The 9,248-nt window shown below is 73.0% G+C and carries 10 protein-coding genes; 2 read left to right on the top strand and 8 right to left on the bottom strand.

All coding sequences use genetic code 11. The features are described from left to right. Window positions 1–40 precede the first annotated feature (40 nt). A complete protein-coding gene (locus tag AMK33_RS04565) occupies window positions 41–1,585 on the top strand; it encodes an MFS transporter (RefSeq protein ID WP_073931346.1) in 1,545 nt (514 codons plus the stop codon). A gap of 33 nt (window positions 1,586–1,618) precedes the next feature. Continuing rightward, the gene (locus AMK33_RS04560) at window positions 1,619–2,818 is read left to right on the top strand and encodes an FAD-dependent oxidoreductase (protein ID WP_073931345.1); all 1,200 of its coding nucleotides are present in this window, start codon (window positions 1,619–1,621) and stop codon (window positions 2,816–2,818) included. Between the two features lie 246 nt (window positions 2,819–3,064). On the opposite strand, the gene AMK33_RS04555 is transcribed toward AMK33_RS04560, so the two are convergent. The 8 genes from AMK33_RS04555 to AMK33_RS04520 all read right to left on the bottom strand — a co-directional run bounded on the left by AMK33_RS04555 (window position 3,065) and on the right by AMK33_RS04520 (window position 9,227). After that, window positions 3,065–3,598: a TetR/AcrR family transcriptional regulator gene (locus AMK33_RS04555; protein ID WP_073931344.1), complete on the bottom strand. Its 534-nt coding sequence runs from the start codon at window positions 3,596–3,598 to the stop codon at window positions 3,065–3,067. A 73-nt stretch (window positions 3,599–3,671) separates the two neighbouring features. Further along, the gene (locus AMK33_RS04550; RefSeq protein ID WP_143203802.1) at window positions 3,672–4,943 is read right to left on the bottom strand and encodes an acyltransferase domain-containing protein; all 1,272 of its coding nucleotides are present in this window, start codon (window positions 4,941–4,943) and stop codon (window positions 3,672–3,674) included. Then, a complete protein-coding gene (locus AMK33_RS04545) occupies window positions 4,940–5,779 on the bottom strand; it encodes a cyclase family protein (protein ID WP_073931342.1) in 840 nt (279 codons plus the stop codon). Before AMK33_RS04545 ends, AMK33_RS04550 begins: the two co-directional genes overlap by 4 nt. A gap of 13 nt (window positions 5,780–5,792) precedes the next feature. Beyond that, on the bottom strand, window positions 5,793–6,311 hold the full coding sequence (locus tag AMK33_RS04540; protein ID WP_073931341.1) for a methyltransferase family protein: 519 nt from the start codon (window positions 6,309–6,311) through the stop codon (window positions 5,793–5,795). Next, a complete protein-coding gene (locus tag AMK33_RS04535; RefSeq protein ID WP_073931340.1) occupies window positions 6,308–7,291 on the bottom strand; it encodes a carbohydrate kinase family protein in 984 nt (327 codons plus the stop codon). The genes AMK33_RS04540 and AMK33_RS04535 overlap by 4 nt, the downstream gene beginning before the upstream one ends. A gap of 34 nt (window positions 7,292–7,325) precedes the next feature. Then, on the bottom strand, window positions 7,326–8,525 hold the full coding sequence (gene metK / locus AMK33_RS04530; protein ID WP_073931339.1) for a methionine adenosyltransferase: 1,200 nt from the start codon (window positions 8,523–8,525) through the stop codon (window positions 7,326–7,328). Continuing rightward, entirely contained in the window at window positions 8,522–8,974 is a 453-nt protein-coding gene (locus AMK33_RS04525) for an SRPBCC family protein (protein ID WP_073931338.1), read from the bottom strand. The genes metK and AMK33_RS04525 overlap by 4 nt, the downstream gene beginning before the upstream one ends. Before the next feature lie 4 nt (window positions 8,975–8,978). Next, complete coding sequence (locus AMK33_RS04520; protein WP_073931337.1) at window positions 8,979–9,227, bottom strand: acyl carrier protein; 249 nt, start codon at window positions 9,225–9,227, stop codon at window positions 8,979–8,981. Window positions 9,228–9,248: the final 21 nt, after the last annotated feature.

Here is a 9,248-nt window from a genome sequence, read left to right as displayed (position 1 = left end):
TAGCGTATCGTATTGTCTCCGGACCGGGAGGGGCGACGCCGTGCTCAACCGATGGTGGACCCTGTGCGTGGTGTCGGTGGGCAGCTTCATGCTGCTCCTCGACGTCACGATCGTGAACATCGCACTGCCCGACATCGAGGAGGCGCTCGACGCGTCCCTCACCGATCTGCAGTGGGTGGTGGCCGCCTATGCCGTCGCGCTGTCGGCCGCCCTGCTCACGGCGGGATCGCTCGCCGACCGGTTCGGCAGACGAGCCGTCTTCTCCTGGGGGATGGCCGTCTTCACCCTGGCGTCCCTGCTGTGCGGGGTCGCCCAGAGTCCGCTGGTGCTCAATCTGGCGCGGGTGCTGCAAGGGGTCGGCGGCGCCGCCCTGCTGGCCACGTCCCTGGCGCTGCTGGCCGCCGCCTACCCGGACAACAAGGAACGTCATGTGGCACTCGCCGTCTGGGGTGCGGTCAGTGGTGCCGCCCTGGCCGTGGGGCCGCTCGCCGGCGGGATCCTCGTGGAGGGCGTGGGCTGGCGATGGATCTTCCTGGTCAATCTTCCGGTCGGGATCCTGGCCCTCGTCGCCACCGTCATGCGCGTCGACGAGTCCCGCGCGGAGCGGCCGGGCGCCATCGACTGGCCCGGCTTCCTCACTCTCGGCACCGCCCTGGGCACGCTCTCCTTCGCCCTGCTGCGGGCCAACGAGGAGGGGTGGGGCAGCACTCCGGTGGTGAGCGCGTTCATCGTCTCGGGCGTCTCCCTCGTCGCCTTCGTCGTCGTCGAACGGGTCCGGCGCGATCCCATGCTGCCGGGCGAGCTGTTCGAGAAGATCACCACCACGGGTGCCGCGCTGGGCGTACTGGCCATGAGCACGACGGCGTTCGCCCTGCTGCTGTACCTGACCCTGTACCTGCAGACGGTGCTGGGCCACGAACCGCTGGCCGCGGGACTGCGGCTGCTGCCGCTGACCCTCTCCATCTTCGTGGCGTCCGCGGTGGCGGCCCGCCTGGGAACCCTGCTGCCGGCCCGCCTGCTGGTCTCCGCGGGCCTGGCCTGTATCGGTACGGGTCTGCTGCTCATGGGCGGCATCTCCGCCTCGGACGACTGGACGGGCCTGCTCGCCGGTCAGCTGGTCACCGGTCTCGGCGTCGGCCTGGTCAACCCGAACGTGGTCGCCGCCGCGATGGGCGCGGTCGGGCCGGCCCGGGTCGGCGTCGCCTCCGGGCTGAGCAACACCTGCCGCTCCATGGGGATCGCCGTGGGGGTGGCCGCGCTCGGCGCCGTCTTCGCCGACCGGGTGCGGGACGGCGTCCACGACGCGCTGATGGGCACCCCGCTGGAGGCCCGGGCCGGCGAGCTCGGCCACGCGGTGGCCTCCGGACAGGTCGGTCCCGTGCTCGCCCAACTGCCCGGGGAGCAGCGCGGCGTGTTCGCCGGGGCGGCGCAGAGCGCGTTCGTCGACGGCCTCAACTCGATCCTGACCGTCGCCGCGGTGGTGGCCTTCGTGGGGGCGGTCGTCGTCCTCCCCCTGATCCGCAGCCGCGACCTCGTCACCACCGGGCCCGACGGCGAGCCCCTTCCGATCGCCGCGGGGCACTGATCTCCGCGACACCGTCAACCACAGGAGCAGACTGTGCAGACCCTGACCAGCCGGTGCGTCGTCGTCGGCGGTGGTCCCGCGGGCATGATGGCGGGCCTGTTGCTCGCCCGGCAGGGCGTGGACGTGATCGTCCTCGAGAAACACGGTGACTTCCTGCGGGACTTCCGCGGGGACACGGTGCACCCCTCGACCCTGCGGATCATCGAGGAACTGGGGATGATCGACGAGTTCCTGCGGATCCCGCACAGCAAGGTCAGCACCATCACCGTGCAGACGCCCGCGGGTCCCACCGTCTTCGCCGACTTCGCGAGGATCCACGGCACCCACCCGTACATCGCGTTCATGCCGCAGTGGGACGTCCTCGACTTCCTCGCGCGCAAGGGCCAGGAACTGGACACGTTCCGGCTGTTCCAGAAGGCCGAGGCCACCGAGGTGATCCGGGAGGGCGACCGGGTCCGCGGGGTGCGGGCCGAGACGCCGGACGGGCCGCTGGAGGTCCGGGCGGACCTCGTGCTCGCCGCCGACGGCCGGCACTCCACCATGCGCCGGTCCGTCGGGCTGCCCGTCTCGGCGTCCGCGGCCCCCATGGACGTGCTCTGGTTCCGGCTGAGCCGGGAGCCGGGCGAGACCATGAGCTTCCTGCACACCGGCCCCGGCTTCGTACTGGTCACCATCGACCGCGGTGACTACTGGCAGATCGCCTACGTCATCCCGCAGAACGCCTACGAGACGGTCCGCGCGGAGGGCCTGGACCGGCTGCACGCCGACGTGGCCTCCGTGCACGGGCCGTTCGCCGCGCGTCTGGGCCGGGAGATCACCGACTGGGACCACGTGAAGCTGCTGAGCGTGCGCGTCGACAGACTGCGCACCTGGCACCGGCCGGGGCTGCTGTGCATCGGCGACGCCGCCCACGCGATGTCGCCGGCCGGCGGGGTGGGCATCAACCTCGCCGTGCAGGACGCCGTGGCCGCCGCGCGGATGCTCGGTCCGGTGCTGCGCGCCGGCCGCACCCCCGACCGGCGCGAGCTGGCCGCGGTCCAGCGGCGCCGCTCCCTGCCGGTGCGGGCGGTGCAGACGGCCCAGGTGCACATGCTGGCCGACCTGTACCCCAAGGACCGCAGGACCACGGTGGAACGTCCCCTGGCCGCCCGCGTCGTCCGCCGCTTCCCCTTCCTGACCCGCTGGACGGCCCAGTTCATCGGCGTCGGCCTGCGCCCGGAGCACGTGGACTGACACGGTGCGGGAAGGGCCGGACGGCAGAGGACGCCGCCGGGGAGAGGAGACGGCAAGGGCGCGAGTGCCGCCTCGACGGTGCCGACGGTGCGGCCGGCCGCCCGGCCCCGTGTCGCGCCGGCGGGCGAACGCGGGGCACGGGCTCCGTGAACGGCACGGGCGTCCGGGACGACGACCCCGGTGGGTGTGGGGTGGCCGGACACGCCGGGCGGTTCCGTGGCCGGCGTGTCCGGCCACGGGACCGCGTCAGGCGCGGATCGACGGCCAGATGACGTCCAGGACCCGATCGGCCCAGTCGGACGGCGGCGTGCCCTGGGTGACGGAGCGAGCGATGTAGGAGCCCGCCAGCATGCTCACCACCGTCTCGTGGTCCACGTCGGCCCGCAGCTCCCCCGCCGCCACCCCCGTGCGCAGCGTTCCGAGCATGACGTCCAGGCGGGGACGGAGAATGGTCTCGCGGAAGGCGCGGGTGAATTCCGGGTCCTCGTCACCGTGCAACACCGCGGCGAGGGCACGCAGCCCCACCACGTCCTCGACACCGCGCCTGAATTGCTCAAGCAAATTTCGCAGCCTTTCCCGGGCCGCGATTCCCACCGGCGGCTCGGGAATGTCCTCCACGAAGGCCAGGGAGGAACGCAGCAGCTCGTAACGGTCCCTGTAACGCCGGTAGATCGTGGTCTTCGCGACCCCGGAACGCTGGGCCACGGCCTCCACGGTGACTCCCGTCGGCCCTCTTTCCCGCAACAACGCGAGCGCCGCCAGGACGATCTCCCTGGACACTTCCGCGCTGCGCGGCCGCCCCGGAGCCGACCGAGTGTTTTCTCCCTGAACCATTCCGCGGATTATATCGGTGTCAAGGGGCCGTACGGGCCCCCGCGCCGACCGCGGACCGGCTCACCGGCGTCCCGGCCGTGTACAGCCGGCCGAGGGCGTCCAGCATCGTCCCCGTGCCGTCGGTACTGCGGCCCAACGAGGCCGGCCAGAGACGTCCGCCGCCCGGCAGACAGCGGGCACCGAGCCCCACCAGCGCCCGTCCCGGCCCGAGTTCCAGGAAGGCCCGTACTCCCATCGCGTCCACCGCGCGGATCGCGTCCAGGAACCGCACCGGACCGCGCATGTGCCGCCCCCAGTACGCCGGGGTGAGCTGTCCGGCCTCCAGCGGGCGCCCGGTGACGGTGGAGACGAAGGGCACGCGCGGAGCACGGGTGCGCACCCCCTCCGCGGCGGCGGCCAGTTCGCCGAGTGCCGGTTCCTGGAGCGGCGAGTGCAGTCCCGCCGGCACCGGAAGTCTGCTGACCCGGGTTCCCGAGGCGCCCAGCCGCTCCGTGATCCGGGCCAGGGTGGCGGCCCGTCCCGACAGCGACACCTCCCCCGGTGAGATGACCGCCGCGATCCCCACCGTCGGCTCGAAGTCCCCGAGCACGTCGAGTGCGGTGCGCTCGTCCAGGGCGACGACCGCCATCGCGCCGTCCGTGACCCGTTCCGCCAGGGTGATCTCCGTACCGAGCAGCCGCACCGCGTCCTCCACGCGGAGCACGCCCGCGCAGGCGGCGGCCGCGTACTCGCCGGAGCTGAAGCCGAGCACCGCCGCGGGCTCGACACCCCGGCTGCGCCACAGTTCGGCGAGGGCCGTGCTCACGCAGAAGGTGCCGAGCGCGCCGTGCGCCGTCCGGTGCACGGCGTGGGGCTCCGCATCGGGGTGGAGGAGCCGCTGCAACGGCGTCGAGACGAACGGCCGGGCCGCCTCCGCACAGCGGTCGAACGTCTCCCGGTACACCCGCTCGGTGCGGTACAGCCCCTGTCCCATGCCCGCGAACTGCGCGCCCTGCCCGCTGAAGAGGAACGCGACGCGCGCGGTCCTCCCGGCGACCCCGGTGTGCACCTCGCGGACCGTCTCCCCGGCCAGGTGGGCGTCGAGGCGGGCGGCGACCTCCTCGGCGGTGCGTCCGGTGACGGCCAGCCGGTGGGCGGCGTGCGGGCCGTCGGCGGCGCGGGCGCACACCTCCGGCAGTGGGGGGCCGCCGGGCCGCGTCAGCCGGGCCGCGGTGTCGCGTGCGAGGCCGGCCAGTTTCCCGGCACTGGGAGCGGACAGCAGGAGCAGGCGGGTGGCGTGGTCCGCGGTCATGGCCGCCGCCCCGTCGCCGGGCCCTCGCCGGCGCGGGCCGTTTCGGCCACCGCCCGGCACCAGGCCGCGCCCGCGTCGGCCAGGGCCACGGGGAAGGCCGTGAAGGTGAAGGGTCCCTCGGGGATCTCCCGGAGCCGGGCGAGCCCTTCGATCTGCACGAACTCCCGTCGCCTGCCGTGCATGTGGGCGGGCCACAGGACGTCGCGGTCCCCCGAGGCGTAGTAGCGCTCGACCATGTCGCGGGCAGGCCCGTCGAAGCTCCAGCAGTCCGTGCCGAGGACCTTCACGCCTAGGTCCAGCAGGTGGTCGACGGCTCCGGGGGTGATCGCCGTGGACCGCGTGTGGTACTCGGGTGTGCCCAGGCGCAGATCGGAATCGGTGCGGAAGAGCACCACGGTTCCGGGCCCGACGTGTGCCCCGGAGCTCGCCAGCGCCTCCTTGACGTCGGACGCGGTCACCCTGCCCCCGCAGGCCCGGACGTCCAGTACGGCCCCGGGCCCGCGGAACCACTCCAGCGGCAGGTCCATGACCTTCTTGGCGGGGCGTCCCTCGCACTCGGGTCCGTAGTGGAAGGGCGCGTCCACGTGCGTGCCCTGGTGCACGGACATGCGGTAGAACTCGTTGGACAGGAAGCAGCCGTCCGGCAGGTCCCGGGGGCGCAGCCGGCGGCGGCCGGTCAGCCACCGCCAGTGGTTGACCAGCCGGTCCCTGCGGCTGTCGCCGGGCAACGCCCGTATGCGGCGGGAGAGGTGGCGGATGCCGTCCCGGTGGAGCCACTGCTCGAACTCGACCCCGGGGGCCCGGCGGCTGACGGGGATGCTCAGGTCGACGTACACGACTACTCCTCACTCAGGGCGTGCGCCGGTGCTCGGTCCGGCGGCCGGTGGTCCTCGCGGTGCCGGGGATCCACCCGGGCACCGCGCGCCGGTAGGCGGCGTACTGCTCCCCGAAGGCCGCCCTCAACCCCGGCTCCTCGATCCGGACGGTGGTCACGCAGGACACGGCCAGGACGAACGCGGCCCAGACCAGGACGGCCGTCGCGGACCACAACAGGGCCTCACCGGCCAGGAGCAGGGTCATCCCGGCGGCCATGGGGTTCCTGATCACCCCGTACCAGCCCGACCGGACCAGCCGCTCGGGCGGGCGGTCGCCCAGGGGGGTGGGCTGGCGCAGGTAGACACGGTCCACGGCGTCCGCGGTCATCCAGGCGCCGAGCAGGACCAGGGCGAGCCCACCGGTCGCACGGAGCCCGCCCCCGCCCGGCACCGGAGGGCCCTGCAGCCACAGGCCGAGCGCCGCGGGGACCGCGCCGGCCACCACCAGGGGGATCAGCAGGGGCTCCGCGCGCAGTGTCCGTACACGGCTCACGGCATGCTCCTGAGCACGGGGGCGAGCGCGGTCGCCACGCGCTCCCCGTAGGCGGCGCGGAGCCGGGCCGCGAGCGAGCGGGCGCTCACCGTGTACTCCTGGGTGCCGGCCGACTCCAGGGCGAAGGAGGCGAGGACGCAGCCCAGCCGGGCCGCCGCCTCGACCGGGACGCCCCGGGCGACGGCGGCGAGCATCCCGGCGCGCAGCGCGTCACCCGCGCCGGTCGGTTCGACGGCCGTGACGTCGGGGACCGCCGGCACCACGAGCGGCTCGTGGCCGGAGCGCTCGACGAGCACCCCGGCGGCGCCGAGCGTGGTCACCCAGGTCCCGACCCGTTCCAGGACGCGCCGGGCGCTCCAGCCGGTGCTCTCCTGGAGCAGCGCCGACTCGTACTCGTTGGTGAACAGCCAGCGGGCGTCCGTCAGCAGGAACTGCACGTCCGCGCGGTTCAGGCGGGCGATCTGCTGCGAGGGGTCGGCGACGAACGGCAGGGCCGCGGTGCGGCACTCCTCGGTGTGCCGGAGCATCGCCGCCGGGTCGTTCGGCGAGACGACCACGAGGTCGGGCGGCCCGGCCCGCTCGGCCACCTCGTGCAGCGAGATGGTGCAGGCCGCCCCCATGGCCCCGGGGTGGAAGGCGCCGATCTGGTTGTGGTCGGCGTCGGTCGTGCAGACGAACCGTGCCGTGTGCCCGCCGGGCACGACGAGCACGGAGTCGGTGTCGACGCCGTGCTGCTTCAGCCACACCTGGTAGTCGGTGAAGTCGGCTCCGACCGCACCCACGAGAAGGGGCGTCAGGCCCAGCCGGCCGAGGCCCAGGGCGATGTTGGCGGCGACGCCGCCGCGCCGGGTCTCCAGCCGGTCGCACAGGAACGACAGGGAGACGCTGTGCAGCCGGTCGGGTACCAGTTGTTCGGTGAAGCGGCCCGGGAAGAACATGAGATGGTCCACCGCGATGGACCCGGTGACGGCGATACGCACCCTGGAGCCTCCTGAGGGATTGCGTCGGTGCGGGTCAGACCCCGGCGGCCTGCCGGAGTTTGTCGGCCCGGTCGGTGGCCTCCCAGGTGAACTCCGGTCCGGTGCGGCCGAAGTGCCCGTAGGCGGCGGTCCGGGAGTAGATCGGGCGCAGCAGGTCCAGATCGCGCACCAGGGCTCCCGGCCGCAGGTCGAACACCTCGGTGACGGCACGCTGGACGGTGGCGACCGGCACGGTCTCGGTGCCGAAGCACTCCGTGAACAGGCCGACGGGGCGGGCGGTGCCGATGGCGTAGGCGACCTGCACCTCGCAGCGGGAGGCCAGGCCGGCCGCCACCACGTTCTTGGCGACCCAGCGCATCGCGTACGCGGCCGACCGGTCCACCTTGGACGGGTCCTTGCCGGAGAAGGCACCGCCGCCGTGCCGGGCCATGCCGCCGTAGGTGTCGACGATGATCTTCCGGCCGGTGACGCCCGCGTCACCCATCGGGCCGCCGACCTCGAAACGGCCGGTCGGATTGACCAGCAGCCGTACCCCGGAGACGTCCAGGACGCCGGCCAGCGCGGGAAGTTCGGGATCGAGGACGTGGGCGCGCAGGTCGGGGGCGAGGAGCGTGTCCGGGTCGATGTCGCGGGCGTGCTGGCTGGAGATGACGACCGTGTCCAGCCGGACCGGGCGGTCACCGTCGTACTCGACGGTGACCTGGGTCTTGCCGTCCGGGCGCAGGTAGGGGACCGTGCCGTTCCTGCGCACGTCGGACAGGCGCCTGGCCAGCCGGTGGGCGAGGGTGATGGGCAGCGGCATCAGCTCCGGCGTCTCGTCGGAGGCGAAGCCGAACATCAGCCCCTGGTCGCCGGCGCCGAGCCGGTCCAGTGCGTCCGCGTGTCCCTCGATCCGGGACTCGTAGGCGTCCGAGACGCCCCGGTCGATGTCGGGTGACTGCCGGCCGAGGGAGACGCTCACCCCGCAGCTCGCGCCGTCGAAGCCCTTGGCGGAGGAGTCGTAGCCGATGGCGAGGATCCGTTCCCGGGCCACGGCGGCGACGTCGATCCCGGCGCTGCTGGACACCTCGCCGGCGATGTGCACCTGACCGGTGGTCACGAGGGTCTCCACGGCCACCCGGGCGTCGCGGTCCTGGGCGAGCAGGGCGTCCAGGACCGCGTCGCTGATCTGGTCGGCGATCTTGTCGGGGTGTCCCTCGGTGACCGACTCCGACGTGAACAGGCGCCGGGTCACGGCTGTACGGCCCCGGACTCGATCTTCCGCTTGATGCCGGCCTGGTTGTGGCGGGTGTGGTCGTTCATCCGCTCCAGGACGGTCTCCAGCGGTACCTCGAACTTCTCGTCGAGTTCGAAGTCCTGGACCCAGGTCATCAGCGTGCCCTCCGGTACCGGGTGATAGCTCCACCTCAGGTGCATGTACCGGAACGGGTACAGCGGGTCACGCCGCTCGGCGACCGCGACGAGTCCGCGGTGGTCCAGGATGCGCCAGGAACGCCAGCTCGCGCCCTCGGCGTTGGTGAGCTCGAAGACGATCTCGGTCCAGCGGCCCTCCCGCTCCTGGGAGACGACCTTGGCGTCGCTGTACTCGTCGAAGATCTCCGACCAGCGGGCGATGTCGTTGGTGACGTCGAAGACCTGGCCGGCGTCGGCCTCGATGACGATGCTGTTCTCGATGCGCGGCACGCTCTCATCCCCTTCCCGCGACGGCCGGGAGCAGGCGCGTCACGCAGGCCACGAGGTCGCCGAAGGTGGTGAACCCGCCCTCGGCCTCGGCGTCGATGTCGATCCCGAAGCGCTGTTCCAGGGCGACGACGATCTCCACCAGCTCGGTCGAGTCGATGTCGAGGTCACGGCCGAGGTGCCGACCGTCCTCGAGTTCCCCGGCGTCGAATCCGACGCCCCGCAGGACGTCGACCACTTCTTCCCGAACGTTCATCCGGCTCACTGACTCCTTCAC

The organism is Streptomyces sp. CB02400, from assembly GCF_001905725.1.
GTDB classification, from domain to species: domain Bacteria; phylum Actinomycetota; class Actinomycetes; order Streptomycetales; family Streptomycetaceae; genus Streptomyces; species Streptomyces atrovirens.
This window is presented reverse-complemented; position numbering and strand designations above follow the sequence as displayed.

Bases quoted from the DNA above. Each gene is read 5' to 3' on its own strand.
- AMK33_RS04550 (WP_143203802.1), bottom strand. From the start codon at position 4,943: ATGACCGCGGACCACGCCACCCGCCTGCTCCTGCTGTCCGCTCCCAGT.
- AMK33_RS04520 (WP_073931337.1), bottom strand. From the start codon at position 9,227: ATGAACGTTCGGGAAGAAGTGGTCGACGTCCTGCGGGGCGTCGGATTC.